Raw genomic sequence first — 22,509 nt, forward strand, 5'->3', positions numbered from 1 at the left:
CGACCATGGCTATTTGACTTAGACCAACGCAAACCCGGTCCGCTTCATAGGCTCTGCGCGGGGTCCCGACAGGCCGATTAGAGGCTGTGAGGGCGGGCAGCTTGACGGTCGTTGCCAGTCAAGTTGCGGCCAGCGACGCAGGCCCGCCTCTATTATGGGAGTCGAGAACCTCGATGAAATTGCCTATAGCCTGCGATCCAGCCCGCTGGATGTTCCAAATAAGATCAGTCCTGACCTCTGGAGCCGGGTCCACCAGTTCCAACCCCACTATCCCAGTCATTGCGCTCGTCCAGTTCCCTGTCGGCAGAATGCAGATCCCCATAGAGGCGCCAACAAAACCTACCAATCCATCAATATGCTCAGCTTGTTGAATGACGTTCGGTGTGAAGCCATGTTCGAGGCAATACGACATGATCGATCGATTATAGCTTTTCCAGGTCTCCCAGCGACCCATTACAAATGGCTCGGCCTTTAACTCCGACATCTGGACCATCTTACATTGCGCCAGCCGGTGATCGGCCGGAACGATGCAAATCAGATGTTCTCGCCGAACGAGCTTATGACCCAGTTCGGGGCGAGGATAGAAACCAGCTACGAATGCGATATCGAGCCGGTTGTCGATCACCTGTTCCACTGATTCAGGAGTAGTTGAGTCGACCAAATGGACCTCAATCATCGGGAAACTGTTTCGGAACGCGCGGACAACTCCAGGCAAGCTTCCGTTTATGGCGAAATCATTGAACCCAATGCGCAGTTCGCCAATGACCCCATGACTCGTTTTGCGGGTGAGATCGATCGCACGATCGAGGTCAGCAACGATACCCTTCGTGCATTTGAGAAAGACCCGTCCAGCATCGGTCAATAGCGTGGATCGAGTTGTCCTTTGAAAAAGTGTAACTCGAAGGGCTTCTTCCAGGTCCTTGATCGTCCTGCTGACAGCGGGCTGAGCTGTGTTGAGCTTCTCCGATCCCAACTTAAAGCTGAGACTCTCTGCGACCGCGTGAAAGGCCTTAATGTGTCGCATTTCCACCTTCATTGATTCCTCGCTCGGGAAATCGCATCAACTTTGATATTAGCCGCGGCCACGCTCCAACCGGCGGTGCCGCGAAGGGCGCACGCAGACAGATCAAGCTGCCGGGGTAATGACGCCACCGCTGCCACCAAACTGGGAGTGCAATTATGCTCGGGATCGCTGCCAACACAGTCTCGGATGAAAAATGGTGCTCATTGATCAGTTCGTCGTCGGACTTCGTGATAAATATGCTGAGGATCAGATTCAGAGTCAAAGGTCAAGGTGACGAATTAATACTGATTAGGCATTAATGCGACACTAATTTACGATTTGACGCGCATATATTTCGTTCATACCGTTCGCGGAATAACTCCTGATGCGAGGGGAACAAACATGAATAGTAGTTCAACTCACCTCGGACATAGTCGCAGCTGTCCGGGGGAGTGAGCTGCCGTACGCCCGGGCAGAGGCGGAGTCCCTCGGCATTAACGCTAGCAGACTTAACAAAAGGCCTTCCCGAACAGGGTATATCGAGCGGAGAGGCAACGGTTCTGAAATACCGCAATTTTTTGTCCCAATTGCAGCAATCTACAAAACGTTTGACAGATCCAACTAGAGTGCAAGCAAGGCTGATGGAGGCTTGGATGAACACAGAGACCATTCACCGCGATGCGATCCTAATTGATGCCGTGGCGCCACTGCTGCAAAAGCTGGAGCATGTTGACACTTACATCGCGGGCGGGGTCACCTGTGTCGCGCCCACCGTGGCTGTGGGCGGCGAGACTTCTGCAACTGCGCTTGGAACCATCGCGCGTTGGCTGCACCTGATCCGCTCGCGTGAGGATCTCACGTTAGTGACCGTCGCCGCGGACATCGAGAGAGCCAAACGACAAGGGCGAATGGGAATCCTCTTCCATTTTCAGGGAACCGGGCCATTTGGGACAGATCTCCATCTTGTAGACGCGTTTCAGGCCGTCGGCGTGCGGATGGTTCAGCTAACCTACAACAGGAAAGACTATGTTGGCGATGGCTGTGAGGAAGAAGTCGACGCGGGCTTGAGCAAGTTCGGCAAGAATCTTGTTAAAAGGCTTAACGAATGTAGAGTGGTCGTCGATTGCACGCACACCGGGTACAAAACTACGATGGACGCGCTTTCGTTGACAACGAGGCCCGCAGTATTCTCCCACTCCAATTCGGCTGCATTGTTTCCCAGCAGGCGAAACATCAAGGACGATCAAGCCCTGGCGGTGGCCGCCACGGGCGGGCTGGTAGGCGTCACAGCGGTGCCGCAGTTCCTAGTTCCCGCTAACGGGGCAGCGGCGCGCCCTTCGCTCGACCACTTAATTGCTCACATTGATCATTTCGTTTCGTTAATCGGTATTGATCACGTGGCTCTCGGCCTGGACTATTGGTGGGGGACGCTACCATTTTCCAACGTGGAAACAGCCATTCAAGAGTGGGAGCGTTTCGTAAGCGCTGGCGATTGGGACCCTCAAGTATATCCTCGGCCACCCCATTACAACCTTCCGGAAATCGAGACGCCCGCGATGCTCTCAGGACTAACCGCGGGTCTCCTACGCTGCGGATACAAGGAAGGTGATGTTCGCAAGATCCTAGGTTTGAATTGGCTACGCGTGTTCCAAGAGGTGTGGGGCGAGTGAACGCTTCCCTCGTAAGAACCTTCGATGCACTTGATGTGAAGTGTAGAAAGCTATGACACAGCCTGTTCTTTCTGTCTCAAACCTAGTTACATCCTTCCGAGTGGGGGGAGTTTGGAGGCCTGTCGTCGATGACGTCTCATTCGCCATCGGTCGTAAGGAGACCGTCGCCATTGTTGGCGAATCCGGTTCTGGGAAAAGTGTAACCGCGCTTTCGATAATGCGTCTCAATGCGTTTGGCGCCGCCAGGATAGAAGGCTCAATCAAGCTGAACGGGAACGAGTTGCTCACCTTGCCTGAGCCTGGTATGCGCCGGGTTCGCGGCAATGAAATCGCCATGATCTTTCAAGAGCCGATGACCTCGCTAAATCCGGTCCTAACGATCGGCTACCAGATCGCCGAAGTGCTTATAAGGCACCGCGGCTTGTCCCGCTCTGAGGCTGAAAAGGAATCCATCCGCCTTCTGGAGAAAGTACGGATCCCGGGAGCGAAGTCACGCTTTCATGAATATCCGCACCAATTTTCCGGTGGCATGCGTCAGCGCGTGATGATCTCAATGGCACTGGCAGGTAAGCCCAAACTGTTGATTGCCGATGAGCCGACTACGGCTCTCGACGTGACTATTCAGGCTCAGATTCTTGAGTTGATCAAGGAAGTGCAAGAGGAACGGGACATGTCCGTCCTCTTCATCACCCATGACATGGGTGTAGTCGCAGAAATAGCCGATCGAACGGTTGTAATGTTTAGAGGCAGTGCGGTCGAGGCAGGGGCGACTGAGGACATTTTTCATCGCCCCAGGAATCCCTACACCCGTTCCTTGCTCGCTGCCGTTCCGAAGCTCGGCTCTATGATTGCCAGTAATAGGCCGACCCGCTTTCCAGTTGTAGATAAGTCAACGGGTGAGCCAGACGTGCCAGCCGAGGGTCCGAACACTGTTAAGGAAACCGAGCGCCCGGTGCTGGAAGTCGCAGGCTTGACGACGCGTTTCGATATCCGATCCGGCTTCCTCGCCTCGATCAAAGGTCGTGTACATGCAGTCGAGAATGTTTCGTTCAGCCTCAGAGCCGGCGAGACATTAGCGTTGGTGGGTGAATCGGGATGCGGTAAGTCGACGACGGGCCGATCCGTGGTCCGACTCACGGAGCCAATCTCGGGTTCGGTGCTACTTGACGGCGTGGACGTCTTGCAGCTAAGCCATTATGAACTGCGCGAACATCGCAGGCGAATGCAAATGATCTTCCAAGATCCCTTCGCATCGTTGAACCCACGAATGGATGTTGGTTCAGCTATCGCCGAGCCTCTACTCACCAGAAGCCTTGTAACTCGTTCGGAAGCTCGGGCCAAGGTGGCGGACCTTCTGGAGAGGGTGGGCCTCTCCCCTGACGTTTCAAAGCGCCTTCCACACGAGTTCTCAGGTGGTCAGAGACAAAGGATCTGCATTGCGCGAGCGCTCGCTGTTGAACCGCGCCTGATTGTAGCGGACGAGGGAGTCTCAGCGCTTGACGTGTCGGTAAAGGCCCAAGTCGTGAACCTCCTGTTGGACCTGCAGTCGCGTATGGGGCTCAGCTACCTGTTCATATCTCACGATATGGCCGTCGTGGAACGTATTAGCCACCGAGTAGCAGTGATGTATCTGGGCGAGATCGTCGAAATTGGACCGCGGCAAGCGATTTTCCAGAACCCTCAGCACCCTTATACGAAGCGTCTTCTTGCAGCAGTGCCGATCGCGGATCCTTCACGACGTCTGCAAAAGCGCTCCCTCACGAATGATGAAATCCGGAATCCAATAAGGCCCGCAGATTATGTTCCTCCCGTGCGCCAGTATCGTGAAGTCTCGCCAGGCCATGCTGTGATGATCTGGGGAGAGGAGTGGGACAAAAAGGATGCACCAGGCCTCGCAGCCTGAAGTGTGGAAATGCACATTAGCCAAAAAGGGGAACGAAAATATGCTGTGCGCTATCAACGAAGGGAACAATAGTCCCTTCAGCCGGACTTCCGCAGTCAGACATGGGAAGGGCACCGGCAAATTCCGGCATCCACACAAGTGGACCTCGCGGGTTTCCGTCGCTCTTTTGGCTTCCGCTTTAGCGCTATCGGCCGGTTCATTGCAATGCGCGTTTGCCGGTTCTCAGGATGTGCTTCGGATGATCGTGGCGGAACCGCGATTCATGGATCCAAACCTTGCGTCTGACACTTCGATTTATGTCAACGCGCAATTGTTTCAGCCACTGGCGCGGCTGGGTGACGACGGGCAGCTTCAGATGTTGCAGGCAAAGAGCATTGAACTCGACTCTGATGGGAGGACCTGGCTCATTACGCTGAACCCAGACTATAAATGGTCCAATGGTGAGCCAATTACTGCTGCTGATTGGGAATACTCTTGGAAGCGTATTCTTGATCCCAAGACAGCGAGCGAAGTTGCCGTCTTCCTTAGCGATATCGAGAAAGCCGAGGCCTACAATAAGGGCGAGCTTAGTGATGCTTCCCAGGTCGGCATCAAAGCAATCGACCAGTACACTCTTCAGGTCGTGACAGGAAAGGCCGCTCCGCACTTCCGGGCCAAGCTCGGTCTTCCCTATTTGACGCCAGTGCCGAAGGCGCTGGTGGAGAAGTTTGGGGATGCGTGGATTTCAACGGAGCATATCGTCAGCAACGGACCTTATAAACTGGTGAGCCGCGTTAACGATCAGTCGATCGTGATGGAAGCAAACCCATACTACGGCGGAGTGAAGCCCAACATCTCCCGCGTCGAGATGACTGTCGCATCGGGTGATCTATGCGCTGCGCAGTTGCGAGCCTATGAAGCCGACGAGATCGATTTTGCAACATGTTTGCCTTCCCAAGATATCGCTCGGATTAAGGCCGATCCCGACCTTAGCAACGAGCTTAACTCATACTCGCTCCCGGCGAGCGAGTGGGTGCATTTCGATATGGCCAATCCCCGCTGGGCCAATAAACGGATTAGGCATGCCCTTAGTCTCGCTATCGACCGCAAAGCGCTCGTCGAAGCTTCCAGCGGTGGCGGTGCGCAGGCAGCGGCGACCATCGTACCGGACTCAATTCTAAGAGGGAGTTCGGAGGATGCAATAAGGGGATCGGTCAAAGATGCTCAAAAACTTCTGGCGGAGGCGGGGTATCCGGACGGAAAGGGGTTCCCACAGATCACGATCACGACTTCGTCCGATAACGGTAGGCCTCTAATCGCGCAGGTTCTCCAGCAGATGTGGTCGGAAAACCTCGGCATTGAGTCCTCAATCGATGTTCTTGAGGAGAATGCATATCGCGCATGGGTACAAAGTCGCAAAACGGATGGGTATGAGATGGCGATAAGCGGCTGGTGGTCAGACTATGCCGACCCTATGAACTGGTTTGGCGACTTGATCATATCGGACTTCCGCCAGAACCACTTTTCCAACGCTGATTTTGCCGCGCTGGTGGAGAAAGCTAACACTGAGGTGAATCCGGCAAAGAGGTCGGAGGCCTTTCGGTTAGCTAATAAAAAACTCGAAGACGAGCAGCCGATGATTGCTATCAATCACCCAACCTCTTTGTGGATGGTCAAACCGCGCATTGATGGTCTGAAACACGAGGGAACGCTCGACATGTATCACCTTGAGGAAGCAACTTCGAGGTAACTGATTGCCGGCAATCAGGGAGGAATGCCAAAATGCTAATCTATGTCATAAAACGCTTATTGGCGGGCGTTCCTACCCTGCTGATTTCGTTTACGCTTGTGTTCTTCATCGCGCATGCGACACCTGGTTCTCCTTGGGACGCGAGCTCGAACCGGCCGATTGAACCTGCTGTCAAGGCCCGGCTCGATGAGAAGTACAATCTAAATGCGCCACTGTACGTCCAATACGTTAGCTACCTCTCAGGCGCAGTCCGTGGGGACTTTGGTCCATCCTTTCGAGACCGGACTATGAATGTTTCTGACATTGTTGCGCAGTTCTTACCTGTTTCACTGAAGCTCGGCGGCGCGGCGATGTTGCTAGCAGTCCTTCTAGGACTACCACTCGGTGCACTAGCAGCATTGAGCCGGAAGCCTATTGTTGATGGCGCCGTTCGTGTGATTAGCACGGTCGGAATTTCAATGCCAACTTACGTGGTTACGTCCATCCTGATTGTCTCGTTAGGGGTGGGCCTTGGATGGGTTCCAACCTTTGGATGGGAAGGCTTCTTCTCAATCTCGTCCATAGTTCCCATAGTGTCGCTCGCACTTGCTCCGCTTGGTGCTGTAATCAGATCCTTTCGGACGAGCTTACTTGAAGTCATGAACCTAGACTTCATTAAAACCGCCCGAGCGAAGGGCTTAAAGCCGATGAGCATCATCATCCATCACATGAGTCGCAATGCCCTGGTGCCTACGGTCACAGTGGTCGGGGCTTATGCATCGAGCATTTTAGTGGGCTCCTTCTTCGTGGAGTCGATCGCCGGTATACCAGGGTTTGGACGGTATTTGGTGCTCGCAGTCGCCGCCCGCGACTACCCGGTCATCATCGCCACGACGCTGATTTACGCAATGTTGGTTATCGTGATCAACATCTTGGTGGACCTAATCTATTTTCTGCTGGATCCACAGGTACGCCTGGAGAGCGCATGATGGACACGATTGGTCTTCAGAAGATTAAACCGGGAGCCCTTGGAGGACGCGGCTGCATATTTTGCCGGTTCGTGTTTCGCAACCCCGCTCTTGCGGTTAGCCTTGCATTTCTTGCCATTGTCACTGGATTGGCCGTTCTTGCGCCGCTGCTTCCGTATGACGCATATCGGCTGGACGTACTTCACCGCAACGAGCTGCCATCAGCACACCATTGGTTTGGAACAGACGAACTTGGTCGCGACGTTCTCGCTCGCATTGCGGTGGGCGCCCGCGTGTCATTGTTTGTGGCAGTCGCCTCCACGATTGTTGCGATTGCCATTGGTGTGATGATCGGGACGATTTCCGGTTACCTCGGCGGGGTGGCCGACAGCATCATGATGCGACTTGTTGATGCTATGTACTCTTTCCCCGATATGTTGTTTGCTATTCTTATGGCGGCGTTTGTAAAGGGATATCTAAGCGGCGATGTACATGGCTTCTGGGGACCGTTAGCCGAGCTGTACAGGTTGTCGGGCGGCATCCTTGGTGTTCTGCTGACCTTGGGCCTGAGTTCCTGGCCCACGACGTCGCGTCTTGTGCGCTCACAAGTTCTCTCCCTTAAACACGCCGAATACGTCCTTGCCGCGCGGCTCTCCGGCGCGTCGGGTTGGCGCATAATCCGATCACATCTGCTACCTAATACCGTTCCCGTCATTCTCGTTTCGATTACCTTTGTGGTACCAAATGCAATACTGCTCGAAGCCGGTTTAAGCTTCATCGGCATCGGTGTGGATCCTCCGACGCCTAGTTGGGGAACGATGATAGGTGATGGCATCAAATCAGTGCAGTCCTACCCGCATCTGCTTATCTTCCCGGCGCTTGCCATCGGACTGACACTGCTGTGTCTCAATGTCATCGGGGACGCCCTCCGCGACATATTGGACCCGACTCTAGCCGGATCGAGAAATGCCTGACGATCATGCGCTGTGTCGCAATCCAATGAAGCGCAACAGTTCTTGTCGGCCCTTTTAAACCTCGACCAGCCGGCAAAGCTGCCTTCGGTTTGGTATCCGGCGGCGGACGCAAGATCACGTCTCGCGTGTCAGCGAGCACCATCCACGGATTCGACGAAAGGATTTTTGCTGCTATGGAAACACATGGATTAGTCACGGGTATGGACAGTGCGTGCCAATCTCGGCAGAGTGGATTGACGGATGTCGCCCCTGCTTTCGCCGCGGTCCTAGCGGGCGAAACAAGTACCCCGCCAATTCATGCCGAAGATTCAATCAGGATCGAAACGCAATGGGTCACCATGCGGGACGGCATACGGCTAGCAACCCATCTACACATGCCACCGGTCACACCCGCACCTTGTATTGCCATGCGTACTCCTTATGGCCGCAGTGCATATGCGGCGATCGCGACGACACTTTGTCAGCGCGGCTACGCAGTGGCTTGCCAGGATGTACGGGGTACCGGAGAGAGCGAGCCTGATACATGGGATTTCTACATCTACGAGTGGGAAGACAGCTTCGACTTCGTCGAATGGATAACGCGTCAAGTCTGGTACAACGGGTTCATTGGCTCGTTGGGAGGATCATACGACGGCGCCACCCAGTTCTGCATGGCGGCTCATCCGATGATGACGGCGATTGCGCCAGAGGTAGCCGGCCTTGGTGTAGCGCCAAGCCATGGTGTAAGATTTCATATGTACGTCAACGCCTATTCTCGCACAGTCGGAAAGGGCAATGACAAAGTCCCGTTATCTGAAGCCGAAATGGAAGTTAGGATGCAGCAGGAGACGCTCGCGAGCGGCTATTTTGATGAGCCGATGGACGTGCCACTGCCAAAAGCCCTTTTGAGCTATTTTCCGGAACTATCCAAAATTCCGAGCAGCAAGCGCAAGCAGTGGCTTTGGACAGCGTATAACAAACTTGAGGCGGGCAAGCGTGCCGCGCTGCTTCGAATAGCCTTGGGAGAAAACTGCATCGCGTCAGACAGCACAACAAAGCTGAATTTCCTCTTTGGCCACGAGATCGACCCGGATGCGCTCTTGTTCCCGCGAGAGAATACGAAGCAGCTCTGCGAAGCTATTCACGCACCCGCCTTAATGATCACTGGTTGGTACGATTGGTGTCTGGGCGATACACTCTTTAGCTGGGAACAGCTCATTAGTCATGGAACTGAGGCCGTTCGCAGGGAAAGTCGGCTGTTGATCACTCCAACCGCCCACAACAAGCCCGGTTACCATGAAGGCGAGGAACGGTCTCCAGCCCTTCAGCGGATTTACAGAAAAGATTCTGAGTTACTCCAGTTCTGGTACCGCGCCATGAAGGACCGCAATGTTGCTGCGTTGCCTCCCGTTACCTACTATCTGATGGGAGCCAATGAGTGGCGCACCTGTTCGGTCTGGCCACCGAGGGAGGTTGAGTGGCGAAATCTCTACCTGGTGTCGGAAGGGGCGCTTGCTTGGATCGCCGCAACTGAAAGTGCGTCCGACAGTTACGTTTATGATCCGGACGATCCGACGCCAACCATAGGCGGCAGCATTCTTTCCAATACCTACCGGCCCGGCAGCGTTGATATCTCCGCGGTTCAGGATCGCTCCGACGTACTCACGTTCACAACCCCCGTCCTGAGCGAGTACGTAGATGTGGTTGGTCCAATCACGCTGGTTCTTTACGCAAGCACATCAGCGCTCGAGACCGACTTCTTCGGACGCATCAGCGACGTCTTCCCTGATGGTCGAGCCATACAGCTCCAGAGCGGCGTGTTACGAACCCGCTACCGTGATTCCGAGCCGTCGGTGCTTGAACCCCGCGCAGTTTATCGCTTCGAGATCGATCTGTGGGCGACCGCCAATCGATTCGCTGCCGGCCACCGGCTACGGCTCGACATCTCGTCGGCGGATTTCCCCAAATTTCAGCGCAATCGAAATCGCGGAGGGACGCCGGGTTCTTCGATCAAGGCCACCCAAACGGTCTTTCACGGTGGCGAGTGCTCGTCCCATCTTCGAATACCCGTGCTCTCGTAGGTTCGGGGCAGGGGGGGTGTTTACGGTTTAGGCTTGAGGTCGAGCAATCATCCTGAATCCTTTCGAGAGACAGATGAACAATTTAGGATAGAAATGACCATCGCCACAGTTCCTTGAAATGCACGCTAAAGTGTTGGTTGGGCGTCGAAGCTTTGCCGCTCTCCTGATCGGACTACCTGTACCAGAATACCCCCGCGTGCTACAGAATTTTGCAGCAGCGGAAACTCGGAAGATTGACTATGAGTGTCGTTGCTTTTAGTGGAGTGTCGCACATTGGCGGCCGCTCTTCGCACCCGCAAGAACTTGGCTGAAGCAGGGCTGTCCACCGCTGGCAGATAAACGCATCTCCTTTGAAAGGACACAGTCCTCTATTCTCCTCAGATCCGGCGGTCGCTTTCGCATATGTCGGAACTTACGGCCACATTGAACGTAAGGCGCGGGCTCGATAGATCCACCTAATTTAGACAGTGAGGATAGAAGCGGTGAGTCTCGAAGACATCCGTTTTGAACGATGCTTCACAGGAACGACTACCGGCTCGTCCTCCCGTCTGAGAGGCCCTTGGAAGGCAATCCATTTTCGACGATAGACCTGACACAGGGTCTTTAAACAAGGAGGGAGTAAGGAAACTGCAGGAAACAAAAGTGCCTTACTTCAGTCAGTGGGAAACGGCGGGCATGACAACGTCCGTTTATGCGGGGGGATCCTCAGCGCTGCTCCGGGATCCGCTCTGGAAGAACTCCGGTGCCGACACAGTTGAGGAGTATGCGCATTGGGGCGTAAACATATGCGGGATGGCTTGCCTGAAGATGATACTTTCGGTTCGCGGCGAGATCCATCCAACGATAAGCCTTGCACGGATCTGCACCGCGTATGGGGGATACGTTGTAGACAAAGAAGACGCCTCAATCAGAGGTTTGATCTACACCCCGTTCGTCTCCTTCGTGGTGGACTGCTTTGGAATAGCAGCTGAGGCCATGACAGGTATAGACGCGGCGAGGATAACAACGATCTTGTCCGAGTGGCAGTTTCTGATCGCCTCTGTAAATAGTGACATCCGCTTCCCAAATTCTTCCCCAAGCGTGAAAGGCGGGCATCTGGTATTGATAACTGCCGCAACGAGTAACGCCGTGCAGTTCCACAATCCGTCTGGCCATGATGCATCGACTCGAGCCGATGTCGTCCTGCCATTGGCAACCTTCGATCGTTTTTTTGCCAACCGCGGCATTGTTGTGAGTCTCTAGAGCACGTCCACTTTAAACCGGGTCATATCCTGCTGCTGCGAAGTAGTTCGCACACTCTTGCGGCTCGAAGAGTTTGACGATGTCGCCAACGGTGTTCCACAGGGCGTCGACGGAGCGTTCAGCCCTTGCCCGCAGAAGCGCCTTGAGCGTTGAGAAGGCGTTTTCGATCGGGTTGAAGTCGGGGCTGTCGGGCGGGAGATAGAGCAGCGTGCAGCCGGCGGTTTCTATGGCCTGTCGGATGCCATCTGCCTTGTGGGCCGGCAGGTTGTCCATGACGACGATGTCGCCGGGTGTGAGGGTCGGCACGAGAACCTGCTCGACATAGGCCCGGAAAGCCACTCCATTCATCGCCCCGTCAAGGACCATCAGCGCGGTCATGCCGGAGAGCCTGAGCGCCCCGGTGAACGTCGTAGTTTTCCAATGACCGTGCGGAACGCCCGATCGGCAACGCTCTCCACGCGGCGAGCGACCGCGAAGCCGGGACATCTTCGTGGAAAGACCCGTCTCGTCTATGAAGACGAGGCGGGCTGGATCGAGATCAAGCTGTGCATCGAACCAGTCCTGACGCCGCTTCAGGAGGTCTGGCCGCTCCTGCTCCAATGCATGTGCAGTCTTTTTTTGAATGTGAAGCCGCGCTTGCGCAGCCAGACGTCGAGGGTGCTGCGGCCGATAGGGACAAATCGGTCCTCTTTCAGACGCAAAACCATCTCGTTCAGCGTGATGTCCTTCGACGCCTCGATCATGCCGATGATGAAAGCCTCATGATCGTCGAGACGGGAACCTCCAGGTCGACCCTGCTTGGCAGCGCTCACCTGATCCAGGCAATCGCCGTCGAAATCCCGATCCCGAACCGCGCTGCAGCCGACCGCCCGGACACCCCACCAGCCGACGTAGCCAGAACCCGGTGGCGAAGATCATCACTCAATGCTCGGGCCATATTCCCTCCGACAAATCAAAGACAGCAGGAGGGAATGAGGGAATCACAGAACGCTCTGGAATCCTCACGCCGATTCCGCTTTCATCGGACGCGCCCTAGATCGAATCTGGAGGAAGTTGGCGTGGCAGATCAGCGCCGGTCCCACGCAGTGCTACTGGGGTGTTCCCAGAGACTGAGATAAGTAAATCGGGGCCTAACTTCGTGTTGTGGCTATGGCCTTTTCCATTGACCGATGGGCCGATCAGCCGGGGAACCTACTTGGGGCAGAAACCATGTGGATGTCCCACCGTTCGCGATGGCGGTGAGCGGACAAGGTTCCTTTCCCTTCGCAATGACCATTATGCAGCCGGCGTCCATAGCAATCCTCGCGGCCATCAACTTTGTCACCATGCCGCCCGAACCACGGCCAGACGCGGAATCGGCAGCCATGCCCTCTATCTCGGGAGTAATGCGTCGCACCTCTCTCACCAGACGGGCTGAAGAACTGCGGTGCGGATCTTCCGTAAAGAGACCATCTACGTCCGAAAGCAGAATGAGGAGGTCGGCGCCTAAAAGTTGCGCAACCTGTGCCGCGAGCCGATCATTGTCCCCAAAGCAGGTCTCGACGGCTGCGGTCGTATCGTTTTCGTTTAGAACGGGCACAGCTCCAACTTTTAGAAGCTGTTGGAGGGTTGACCGAAGATTTCCGCGACGATGCTGGTCATCAAAATCTTCGCGAGCTAATAACACTTGGCCCATGCCAAACCCATTGCGCTTCAAACTCTGTTCAAAGGCAAGCATAAGGCGAACCTGACCAATGGCGGCGGCGGCTTGCTTCTTCCCAATTCCTAGAAGTCCATCCGACCGAGTGAAGTGACATGATCCAAGCGTGACAGCGCCGGACGTAATGATGATCACCTCCTGCCCGCGTTTGAGAAATCGTACTACATCCTCTATCAACCTCTCAAGCCAAGGGCCGTGAATCTCTCCGGTCTCTGCATCGGCAATTAGTGTCGAGCCGATCTTCACGATTAGACGGCGAGCAGATAGCATTAACCTACACTCTTTCTTGCTGGAGTTGGGTATGAACATCTCTCTGAGCTCCTTCTCCTGAACGTCAAGACCTCCGCCGGAAACCTGAGACTATCGGAGCTTCGAACCCGGCTATCTTGCATCCAAACGCAGGTAGGCATTCCCGTCCGACCGCGTTTCGCTCCGGCTCTTGAGTGCACCAAACCGATGAGGATCACCCTGAGGTTCGGCTTCAGTTTTGCTGACGCGGGAAGTGCAGACCGCAGTTTGTTTCTATTCGTCGCGGGTCTGAAACGGTGTGATCGACCAATGAATCAAGTCGACGGCACGCTGAAGTATAGCTTCGGTCTGGGAATGAGTAGGTGACGCAGCGATGACATGTCCGAGCGAGTCACGGTAGTCACCCCTTCTGACGGCCGGCGTGTTGGCTTTAAGGTACAATTTCACCTCGACAATACCTGGTATAGCAGCCGCTCGAGCGACACCATGGATCCAATCGAGGGTGCCATCGTTATTGGGATTTAGGAGCCGAGCGGCAGCAGTGTACGAAAACCTTTTGCGCAAATCCCATTGTTCTCCGATGACAAGCTTGATGTGCTCGGTGATGAGATCGACACCATGAGCCAGTTGCACTAGTTGAGAATCGGGGGCGCCAGCAAGACGAGGATTGACTTCAATGACAACTGGACCGCGCTTTGTCCATCGGATTTCTACGTTGGTCGGCCCCCACTCAAGGCCGAGAGCTTGCGAAGATCTTAGCGCAACGTCGGCGACACGCTCATGCTCGTGTTCAGTCAGCTGAGCCGGAAACGTTGACTGGCGAAAGACGAAATGTGGCGGACGGTGAAAGTCCGCGAGTTCAATCCCAATGACCTTCGTTCCCATTACATGCGCTACATAATGGGAACCTTGTGCGAATTCTTCGACCAGGATTGCCGGTGGAGACTGCCGTTTGTGCGTTCCACCCAACAGATAGGTTGCATGATCTTTCACCTCATCCACGGTGCAGCACAATCGGACACCGCTACTGCCGCTGCCGGCAGCTGGCTTGAGAATTACAGGAAGCCCGATCTCTGCAACAGCACTTTCTACCTCCTTCGCATTCGCTGCCACGCGATATGCAGGTATGGGAATACCGGCGCGCGCTAGGAGCTGATGTTGAGTAAGCTTATCGCAGCACCGTTCAATGGATGCGGGGTTGGGTCCCGGTAGATCGAAATACTGGCAGAGTTTGGCAACATTCGCATAGACCGAGTCCAAAGCGCCCGTAATACCAGCAATGTCATACAATGCATGCAGCCGAGAACACTCGCCGATCAGCGCATCGAGACTGCCTGTATCGACACGGATAGCCGTGCCGTTTCTCTCCTCAATATAGTCGTACTGCGTTGGGTCAGCGGAAAGGGTAATTGTATGAAGACCAAGATGCTGGGCCGCTTGGACGTATAGCGGGCCAGTGACCCTTGACCCTTCAATCAGGATGAGCACCCGTTTTGCCATTGGGTGGAACCTCGACATTTGCGTCTTCATTGGGGATGGAGCGTATATCGGCATCAGCTTTGGCCTTGTGAGAATTTACGTCTATAAAGAGGGTGTGAGGGTATCGTCAGCGTAGCGAGAGTCGATTATGCCTGCTTGGATATCTCGGCACCGCGTTTACCTGCCGTCCTTCGATGGGGTAGACATCGAGAATGGTGCGAAAGAGCGCTTCTCGGCTCAATGTTGACCTTTGACACTTTGCTCCTCCCTCGTTCCAGCGATCGCATGCGTGCCCGGTCGGCTGCTATGCCGTCTCGCTTTGAGAAACTTCAAAACTTGTGCCAACTTGGCAGCCAGATCGAAGAGGCCGTGTAGAAACCTCAAAGCGACGGCGTTGGCCGCGGGAAGTGCACGTCTCCAATCTTGCACTAGAAAAGGGTCACCTCGACTGTTTCCATGCGAACGCCGATCCGTGGTCCGCATCGCGCGTGCCTTCGTTCCGGCTCTCGATTGAGCCTAACTTGGCTCTTCCTCCGACAATGACACGCCCATCTGAGAACGAGAGTTCGAGGACTCCTCCACTCTCTGATGCCTGTAAAGCGCGCAAGTCCGTCCGACCCAGAATCCTCGCCCAGTACGGATAGAGCTTGCAGTGCGCAGATACGCAGACCTGATCCTCGTTAATTGCGATTCTGGGCGCAAAGAATCTCGATACGATGTCGAACTCCCTGAGGGGCCCGCCGGGGTCGACAAGAGCAGTGAGAACTACACCGCGGCAATCAATTTGGGAGATCCTTTGAAAGTTTGGCTCATAGTCAAGAACGACACGTTCGCTGGCGACGACGACAACGTAATCGTCATATGCCTTCCGAACCTCCTTAACTGGGACCTCCATGCATCGTTGCACCGCTTCATATTCCAGTGGATCAGCCGCCACCGTGTTGATGCCCGGCAAAGCGACGCGCACAGTATCGCCGTTCAGCGAAGCGTGGAGAAGCCCTTTCGGGGAGCGAAAAGACACTCGGTTGGACGGGCAGTAACCAGAACGAAAGAGCCAATATGCGGCCGCCAATGTTCCATGTCCACAGAGATCTAGTTCGGCATTTTGCGTGAACCAGCGGATTTCAAAATGACCCGTCTCTTCGAGCGGACGAAGAAACACTGTAACCGGCTGGCGAAGCCGCTGCGCTAATTGAAGGCAATCGGTGAACACCGGAAATTCATCATAGAGCACGATTGCTGCCGGGTTGCCGGCGAAGCGGGCATCCGCAAACGCATGGACCACCGCTGCCGGTAAATCGCGGTCCGATTGCCAAGCGTCACGCCTACCCTCACCCAACAGCGGAGGTAGGATAAATCCTTTTCCAGATGTCATTTCAAATCCTCAGGCCGTTGTTGCAGGACATGTCATTGTCTCCCAAAGCCGGCATTTCAGCTCCAAAGCCAGGGTGGTCATTCCACCCAGTGTTTGACCGGATACGCATTCCGCGCCTCGGCTCTGGCGTCCTCATCTAAGAACCCATATGGTTCAGATTCCATGACGGGAACCAGTTTGGACTCCATGTCTCTTGCGTCGACTAACCTCGCGTAAGTCCCCGCTATGGCGAACTCGCGGAGAACATCCCTCATTTCGCTGACGTCACGCGAAGTGTCGTGCGCGAGAAAAGAGTACTCGGGTTGGCCCTTGACGTCGCGAATATAGACCGCCGTGGAGACATCAATCGCGCCGCGTCCGAAGTCGGCCCGCCCGCGGAAGTTGATTGTCTTTCTGTAAGGTACATGCGCTAGCAGTTCGCACCTGTGCACATGAGTGAAGTTTGACGTGCCAAGGCCGATGATCAAACCATTTGAGCGGCTTACCTCACCAAAAATCGAATCGTCACCAAATGGACTGCATTTCCACCAGTCCCTCTCGCCCAGTTCGTGGCTTCTCGGGCCGGTCGCGACCATAGAATAAGCGGGATGTTTGGTGCGCGCAGAGGGCAGCTTTTGCATCACCAGATCGGCCAACACACCTGTTTCGGACTTGGTCTCCGTCCAATGGTAACGCTGTGTGGAACAATAACTCAGTGTGAAGGCTGGCAGAAGAACCGTAGTCCTTGCGGAGATCCGCTGGATCGCTTCAATCAGAAGGGAAGCTACGTCAGCTGCAGGTACATCTCTTAATGCTACAAGCGATGAATGGAGGACAATCATGCTGGGATCCCGTGTTTCAACATATTCGACAATTTGCACGAGCTCGTCCCTCAACTGATCCGCGCGTCCGCACTTACTCGTGGTTCCCGCTTGAGATCCGGGGTGGTCGACCGGTTGAAGTCGCCTCGACCAATCCTCGATTCGCAAGTCCTGCTCTTGAAATACGTCCTTGCCGAACATGAGGCCGGTTTCTGCCAACTTGAGCTGTATCTCGAGGAAGTTCAGTGAATCGATACCGCACTCACGAGCTGTAAGGTAGGGAAGAACCTGCCGACCCGTGACGGCGTGTACTGTTTTCAGCAAACAGTCCAAAGAGGACTCCGTTGCCTTTATGGTCTGATGTGTGGGAGTTTGTGCTTTCGCCCTCAGCGCCTCTTTGGCAATCCCCTCAAGGGCGCTCTGGTCTAGTTTTCCATTCGCATTAGACGGAAGCTCTTCAAGAGACAGAACGAGCCTCGGCGCACGATCATTTGGTAGCGCACCCGACAATCGCCGATGAACTTCATCCACGTCGACGCTCTCCGGCGTCACCATGCAGACCAACTCCTGGCCGGTATCGTCATCTCTATCTACCACGACTACTGCTGAGCCCGTGCATAGACGCGTTCGGTCGATCGCGCTGGTAATTTCGCCCTTCTCCAGTCGCAGCCCCCGAAATTTGATCTGATCATCCTTCCTTCCGAGAAACCGCAATCCTTGCTCTTCAGTTGCCACAACATAATCACCAGTGCGGTAGAGCGTTTGCTCGCCGGTGGCAGTCATATTTCGTACAAAGCGTAGTTTTGATTGAATTTCGTTAGCCACATATCTTTGAGACGTTTGCACCCCTCCCACCCAAAGCTCGCCCTCGACACCAAGCCCAACGCTGGATTGGCTCTCATCGAGAACGAAGAAGTCCATGTTGCGCGCTGGTTTGCCGATGTACATTGGGAGCTTTGCATCAACCCGACGGCAATAGTGATAACTAACGGCAACACAGCATTCGGTAGGACCATAGCTGTTGATGAGTGTCGCATGGGGTAGAAGCGAGTAAAACCGGCGCCTCATCGCATCCGGCAGCGGTTCACCATTGGAAACGACATACTTGAGGTTGGTCAATCGCTCTGCAATGGAGGGGAGACGCTCAAGAGTTCCAAGGAAGCGGCGTAACAGTGTTGGAACCAGCTGAATGACGTTCGCGTTGCTCTGAATCAGGAACTCAATTGTTGGAATAATCTGCGTTTGAAATTGCGTGCCAGGCAAGACGATTTTCCCCCCGGTCAAAAATGGTACGAAAAACTCAGGGATCGAGAAATCGAATGATGGCCGCGACAGTTGCGCGATGCTGGCGTCCGCCGAGAAATCGATCACGTCGATATACCAGTCGACAAAATTCAGGAGAGCTGGTTGGGAGACCGGCACCGCTTTTGGAATTCCGGTGCTCCCAGAGGTGTGCATGATGTACGCGATGTCTGGGAAAGCTGAGTTGATGCCGGCGCGTGTTGTAAGGCGTTCAAAGCGTAAAGAACCATCTGGTTCCTGGCTGACTATGGCATGGGGGCTCGTGTTGCGGAGTATTTGGTGCAAACGCTGATCGGATTCCGACGGATCAACCGGCACGAAGGCAACGCCCAGCATCTGAGTAGCAAGTATGATAGTGACCAGGTCAATTGATCGGGGAAGTTTGACAATGACAGCATCACCAGGGCGGACGCCGATGGCCTCTAAGCGGCCCATAAGATGGGAAGCGGATCTCCCCAGCTCGCGGTAGCTTACGTCACCGCCCTCGCACGTTCGCACAGCGGTGTTCGACGGAAATTTATCCAAAGTCTCGGCGATAACACTGGCTATTTTGTCGTGCCCGAAACGCAACGGCCGGCGTGGACCAGACAGAATAGGTATTAGTGAATGCACAGTAGGACTCTCCATTTTAGTTCTCCCGTGGAGCGCAGCGATTTCTAGGATTGACGGAGACCGCTCTCTTTTTTCGAGCTGCCATGTTGTTTCCTTCCTCGTTCGGACCATTTCGGTTCTTCGGGATGCTTTCCCACGGGATGATCGTGCAAAAGTCGTGCCAAGCCGCAGGAGTGACAAAAATAAAGATGATGAAGACCTTTCAGATAGTTAGGTCGTAAATTGGCCGCGTGGTTGAAGGAACAATCTGTGTCGAGGAGCCGACAAAGGCGACGGACAACGTCGAATGGCTGCGGCAGTCATTCGCTTTCGAGGCCGGGTTTCTTCGCCTTATCCGACTCTGGGATGATCGGGCGGAGAATGCCGCGGCTGCAATGGCGGGCATCTTGGAGAGGGGAGGGCATGTCAAGCGCTCGCCGGCTGGCAGTGCGATCTGCCGGCGAGGGCGCGGCGAGGGCGCCACGAGGAGTGGATTGATAATGGTTGGCACTCCATCTTGGTTCTTCATTGTTTGGAACATTGCGGTTGTTCGGACACATGAATGCGCAACAGCTGGAGTTGCCCCCAAAAGACCGGACATGCTCAGGTTTGAGATTGCGAGCTGATGAACTCGCGCGGCGATTGATATCCTAAAGCACTGTGCGGGTGAAGATTGTTGTAATGCTCGAACCAGAACGGCAGTTGCGCCATGACGGTTTCAGCGTCGGGGGTTGGGTTCACCGAGACGTAATCGCGCTTGAATGTTTTGACGAACGCCTCGGCCATGCCGTTCGACTGTGGGCTTCGCACCGGTGTCGTGCAAGGTTCCATGCCGATGTCGCGGAGCAAGGATGCGGTGTCCCTGGCAACAAAGCAGGAGCCGTTGTCGGTGAGCCATTCGATGGGCTCGGACAGCATGTTAGTTTGAACACGGACATCAACGAGGGATCGTCTTCAGTCTTTCGAGAGCCCGTCGCGGAAAATCGCAGGGGGTTGGCAATGCTGTAGTCAAACGAGACGTCCCGTATCCAAATTCGCAAATTGCCGGAAGGGATAGAACCTCAGCCAGAGCTTTAACGCGGGCAGAAGGAATGCTCGGGGGAACTCTGTCTTTTCCAACAAGCAACCCGCCTCGCTGCCCGTCGCTTTGTCGGCTTTACGACACAGATTGTTCCTTCAACCGTGCGGCCACTTTCCGATCTAACTCTCTGAAAAACAGCCATTAGCATTATTTTAGTAACTCCCATCGGCCTGGCACGCCTTTTGCACGATCAGCCCTGGGCGCGCATGCTGTTGCGCATTCATGTGTCCGAACAACCGAAATAGTTTAGACAACAAAGGAAGCAAGATGGCAGCTCCGCGTCAGATCGCGTTCTACGGCAAGGGGGGTACCGGCAAGCCCAAGCGAAAGCCTGAGCCGGTAACCGCATCCAAGGAAGATAGATGCCTCGGCTCCCCGTCAAAAAACGAGGCGCACTTCCACAGCCGCATGAACGTCATGGCTAGAATGCGCGGCGGCCACGGCTTCCGCGTTCCGTCCGCAGCTTCAAGGAAGGCAACGAAACACAAATCGAAAGGTCAACCAAGGCCGAAAGCGCTCGTTCTGCTTGAAGGCACTAAAATGGGTACTGGTCAGCTATACGTCCAAGCGGCCAAGCGTCTTGGAGTGCATCCAATTGTCCTGTCAGCTGACCCGGCGCGTTACAACTATCTTGCAACGGAAAACATCGATGCGATCCGTGTCGACACGGACGATCTCGATGCGCTGATCCGTGAATGCTCCCGCCTCCGGGAGACCTATGACATTGCTGGTATTACGGGTCTTCCAAACCCCGGCGAGGCGGTCTATGCGACCGCTGCCAAGCTCTGTCGGCATTTCGGTCTACCGGGCCCAAACCCCGCATCGATTGATCAATGCTGCGACAAATTCACCCAACGGCAGCTGCTGGAAGGGGCTGGGGTTCCCGTACCTGCTTACCGCATGGCCACGAATGCGGCGGAGGTAGAAAGGGCTGCCGCGGAGATCGGCCTGCCAGTGATCCTGAAACCGGCCGCTGGCAACGGAAGCACCGGTGTCCGTTTATGCCGCGATGCCGAGGAGCTAGCCGAACATACGGTCTATCTGCTGGGCGGAACGTACCAATGGCAGACTTCGCCGAGGATACTGGTCGAAGAATTCGCACAGGGGCCTTATTTTCTTGCTGATATAATGGGGAATACTATCATTGAGATAGGCGCCGGTAATTTCGGGCCGCCGCCACATTTCGTCTATCGTGAGTACACCTATCCGGCCTCGCTGACTGATGACCAGCGGACGCGTATCACCGATGTTTCGCTGAGCTGCCTAGGCGCTCTCGACCTTAACTGGGGACCAACGAACATTGAATTCCGGTGGACAGAGCGTGGCCCGGTTGTCATTGAAGTCAATCCGCGTCTTGCTGGCTCGCCCGATCCTCAGCTGATTCAGCTGGCTTGCGGTGTCGATCTTATTACCGAGCACATCAAGCTTGTCATTGGCGACGAATGCGATTTGCGCAAAAGGCATTCGCAGACTGCGTCCGCACGGTTCCTGGTTCCGGATCGCGCTGGCACCCTCGACCGTATCGATGGCGCCGATCAGGCAGCTGGTGTACCGGGTGTCGCCGAGGTCACATGGTATACTAAGCCCCCGACGCCGATCATCATGAAAGGCGACTGCCGAGACTGTATCGGACATGTCATCGCCGCTTCTCCAACCCCTACTCAAACCTCGGCGATACTTCAGCGTGCAGTCGACTCAATCACCTGGTCGATTACACCGTTTCCGACCATTGACGAATAGGAACGATCCGTTACCTGCACCAACGCCGGTGGACTGGGCTCCGGAATTGGGAAAAGGGGGATAAGTGGGGTTCTGCGCGGCTGCGATCAGAATGGCTGCAAACAGGGGAAACGATGAGCAAGAAACCCGGCCCGAACCACTCCCGGGCTTTCAAGGCCGAAGTGGCCTTGGTCGCCGTGAAGCGCAAGAAGACTCTTGCCGAACTGGTCCAACGGTCTGATGTGCATCCAAACCGGATGGGCCAATGGAGGGCCCAACTCCGAGGCAGCGCAGCCGCCGGTGGGCCATCGGGGTTATACGCCTATCTGCGTCGAGAGCGGCATGGCCCAGTTCCGCGTTTGCCGGCGTGGTGAACCAACGACGACGACTGGCTCGTTTGGACGGTGCGAGACGAATTGCTGAAGACGCTTTGCCGTCCTTCGACATCGCGGCTCTCCAGTAACTGAGTGCTGACTTTCCCCGGTTATGGAGACCCCACTCTCATCCATTTGCCGGCGGTGATCGCCGAATTTTCCAATCGGGGGCGCCCATGACATTTCCACAGGACTAAGCGGTGAACCTCAAGGAAAGGTCAACACCAATGAAACGACGAGCACTTGTGTTGGTCGAAGGATCAACGGGTAATGGCCTACTATACGTTCAAGCAGCACGGCGTCTTGGACTTT

13 protein-coding genes and 2 pseudogenes are annotated in these 22,509 nt (G+C 55.0%); 8 read left to right on the forward strand and 7 right to left on the reverse strand.

The features are described 5' to 3' along the window. Positions 1-118 precede the first annotated feature (118 nt). Positions 119-1,036 (reverse strand): LysR family transcriptional regulator, encoded by a 918-nt coding sequence (locus PZL22_RS30145; RefSeq protein ID WP_088196037.1) that lies wholly within the window; start codon positions 1,034-1,036, stop codon positions 119-121. A gap of 620 nt (positions 1,037-1,656) precedes the next feature. Here PZL22_RS30145 and PZL22_RS30150 point away from each other — a divergent pair. From PZL22_RS30150 to PZL22_RS30180, 7 genes are all read left to right on the forward strand, one after another. Continuing rightward, positions 1,657-2,673: a dipeptidase gene (locus PZL22_RS30150; protein ID WP_088196390.1), complete on the forward strand. Its 1,017-nt coding sequence runs from the start codon at positions 1,657-1,659 to the stop codon at positions 2,671-2,673. Positions 2,674-2,725: 52 nt separating this feature from the next. Continuing rightward, a complete protein-coding gene (locus PZL22_RS30155) occupies positions 2,726-4,576 on the forward strand; it encodes an ABC transporter ATP-binding protein (protein ID WP_127701710.1) in 1,851 nt (616 codons plus the stop codon). After that, positions 4,554-6,305 (forward strand): peptide ABC transporter substrate-binding protein, encoded by a 1,752-nt coding sequence (locus PZL22_RS30160; RefSeq protein ID WP_234827290.1) that lies wholly within the window; start codon positions 4,554-4,556, stop codon positions 6,303-6,305. Before PZL22_RS30155 ends, PZL22_RS30160 begins: the two co-directional genes overlap by 23 nt. A gap of 32 nt (positions 6,306-6,337) precedes the next feature. Beyond that, positions 6,338-7,273, forward strand: coding sequence for an ABC transporter permease (locus PZL22_RS30165; protein WP_088196039.1), 936 nt, complete (start codon positions 6,338-6,340; stop codon positions 7,271-7,273). Further along, complete coding sequence (locus tag PZL22_RS30170; protein ID WP_234836941.1) at positions 7,270-8,226, forward strand: ABC transporter permease; 957 nt, start codon at positions 7,270-7,272, stop codon at positions 8,224-8,226. The genes PZL22_RS30165 and PZL22_RS30170 overlap by 4 nt, the downstream gene beginning before the upstream one ends. Positions 8,227-8,459: 233 nt before the next feature. Beyond that, positions 8,460-10,286, forward strand: a complete 1,827-nt coding sequence (locus PZL22_RS30175) for a CocE/NonD family hydrolase (protein ID WP_164831290.1) — start codon at positions 8,460-8,462, stop codon at positions 10,284-10,286. Between the two features lie 627 nt (positions 10,287-10,913). After that, complete coding sequence (locus PZL22_RS30180) at positions 10,914-11,528, forward strand: C39 family peptidase (protein WP_088196393.1); 615 nt, start codon at positions 10,914-10,916, stop codon at positions 11,526-11,528. A gap of 12 nt (positions 11,529-11,540) precedes the next feature. Here the strand turns inward: PZL22_RS30180 and PZL22_RS30185 are convergent. The 6 genes and pseudogenes from PZL22_RS30185 to PZL22_RS30210 all read right to left on the reverse strand — a co-directional run. Next, positions 11,541-12,465 (reverse strand): annotated as a pseudogene (locus PZL22_RS30185) (IS630 family transposase). Positions 12,466-12,675: 210 nt separating this feature from the next. After that, complete coding sequence (gene proB / locus PZL22_RS30190) at positions 12,676-13,536, reverse strand: glutamate 5-kinase (protein WP_192925930.1); 861 nt, start codon at positions 13,534-13,536, stop codon at positions 12,676-12,678. 213 nt (positions 13,537-13,749) lie between these two features. Continuing rightward, positions 13,750-14,976 carry an ATP-grasp domain-containing protein gene (locus PZL22_RS30195; protein ID WP_127701837.1) on the reverse strand — a complete coding sequence of 409 codons (1,227 nt, stop codon included), beginning with the start codon at positions 14,974-14,976 and terminating at the stop codon, positions 13,750-13,752. A gap of 418 nt (positions 14,977-15,394) precedes the next feature. Next, a complete protein-coding gene (locus PZL22_RS30200; protein ID WP_127584960.1) occupies positions 15,395-16,330 on the reverse strand; it encodes a PhzF family protein in 936 nt (311 codons plus the stop codon). Between the two features lie 77 nt (positions 16,331-16,407). Next, positions 16,408-19,059: an AMP-binding protein gene (locus PZL22_RS30205; RefSeq protein ID WP_153418835.1), complete on the reverse strand. Its 2,652-nt coding sequence runs from the start codon at positions 19,057-19,059 to the stop codon at positions 16,408-16,410. A 567-nt stretch (positions 19,060-19,626) separates the two neighbouring features. After that, positions 19,627-19,944: pseudogene (locus PZL22_RS30210) on the reverse strand (integrase core domain-containing protein); the annotation flags it as partial. Between the two features lie 700 nt (positions 19,945-20,644). Between PZL22_RS30210 and PZL22_RS30215 the strand changes: the two are divergent. Next, complete coding sequence (locus PZL22_RS30215) at positions 20,645-21,844, forward strand: ATP-grasp domain-containing protein (protein ID WP_088196045.1); 1,200 nt, start codon at positions 20,645-20,647, stop codon at positions 21,842-21,844. The last annotated feature ends 665 nt before the right edge of the window (positions 21,845-22,509 follow it).

This window comes from Ensifer meliloti (genome assembly GCF_030064585.1).
GTDB lineage: Bacteria > Pseudomonadota > Alphaproteobacteria > Rhizobiales > Rhizobiaceae > Sinorhizobium > Sinorhizobium meliloti.